Genomic DNA, 1,321 nt, shown 5'->3' with positions numbered 1-1,321 from the left:
CCCCGTAAGCTATGACACCTCGGTGCCAGTGGTCATTGAGAAGATTCAATCGCTGCGGCGGCTGGAGACCGTGTCCTACTCCATGGACACCATCGTCGAAGGGAAACGCAGCAGCGACGTGTTGCCCGATCTGCTCTTCGGCGACCGCCTTCTACTGGTCGTACACGGACAGGCAATCGCCGGTGTCGATCTCGCCAAGTTGAAACCTGAAGATGTGAAAGTAGCCAACGGCGCCATCCATGTGGAGTTGCCGGCTTCAGAGCTCTTCTCCGCCAATATCGACAACCGGAAGACACGCGTCTATCTGCGGACGACAGGTCTCTTCGTGCCAGCCGATCAAAATCTTGAGACTGAGACCCGCGCCAAAGCCGAGGAGCAGTTGAAACAGGCGGCGCTGAAAGACAGCATCCTCGACAACGCCAAGCGCAATGCGCAGACGACCGTGACTACGATGCTGAACGGGTTGGGATTCACGCGAGTTGATGTGAAGTAGCGCTGCCGCTACAGGCTCGCTGAAGAGCCCAAGTAGAATCGACAAATTCGAAATGATCCATGCACTGGGTGCCCCATGTCCGGGGTACCCAACGAACTTGTTCGTTGGGGTGGTGTCCCTCGGGGACATGGGCCAGCCTTCACTGTCCCAAGCACGGGTACCACCCTTTTCTAAACCGGCGTTAGAGAGGTGAAAATACGGTCGCGCAAGCGCGATACCCCACGTCAAACCCCACCCTTGGCGATAAAACCGCGAAGAATGGGGCGACGAAAGCCTACTACTTCCAAATTTGTCGATACCTCTTCTCTTGACGAAACCATAACCATTTGGCTATGGTTTCAATGTGAAAGCAGCCCATGCCAATCACGTCTTTCGGGCTCTCGCCGATCCGACCCGCAGGTCGATCTTCGAAGAGCTGACCCGGCAGGGAGAACAGACCGTTCACGCATTGACCCGCCATGCAGGCGTATCGCAGCCTGCTGTCTCCAAACACCTGACGGTGTTGAAGCGGGCAAAGCTGGTACGGCATCGCCGCGAAGGACGCGAGACGCACTATCGCGCGCAGCCGGATGCCCTGGCTCCGATGGTGGACTGGCTGCAGCACTACGGCACCTTCTGGAGCGATAAGTTTGATCGCCTGGAAGCCCTTCTAGAGAGGATGGAACCATGAGCAGCTCCGCAGAAAATACGCGCACCCTTGTGATCGAGAGAGTCTTTCCCCATACACCGGAAAAGCTGTGGCGGGCACTCACGGAAACTCCACTCATTGCGCAGTGGCTGTTGAAGAACGACTTCGCGCCGACGGTTGGACACAAGTTCCAGTTCCGC

2 protein-coding genes are annotated in these 1,321 nt (G+C 57.2%); both read left to right on the top strand.

Annotated features, from left to right (window positions below; translation table 11 throughout):
• The coding region (locus AB4043_RS25790; RefSeq protein ID WP_442308557.1) for a DUF4230 domain-containing protein at positions 1-493 on the top strand (493 nt) is incomplete at its 5' end.
• A 343-nt stretch (positions 494-836) separates the two neighbouring features.
• Positions 837-1,163, top strand: coding sequence for an ArsR/SmtB family transcription factor (locus AB4043_RS25785; protein WP_442300523.1), 327 nt, complete (start codon positions 837-839; stop codon positions 1,161-1,163).
• The last annotated feature ends 158 nt before the right edge of the window (positions 1,164-1,321 follow it).

This window comes from Terriglobus sp. YAF25 (assembly GCF_052113305.1).
Classification (GTDB): domain Bacteria; phylum Acidobacteriota; class Terriglobia; order Terriglobales; family Acidobacteriaceae; genus Terriglobus.
Note: the sequence above shows the minus strand (reverse complement) of the source record. Positions and strands in the feature narration are given on the sequence as shown.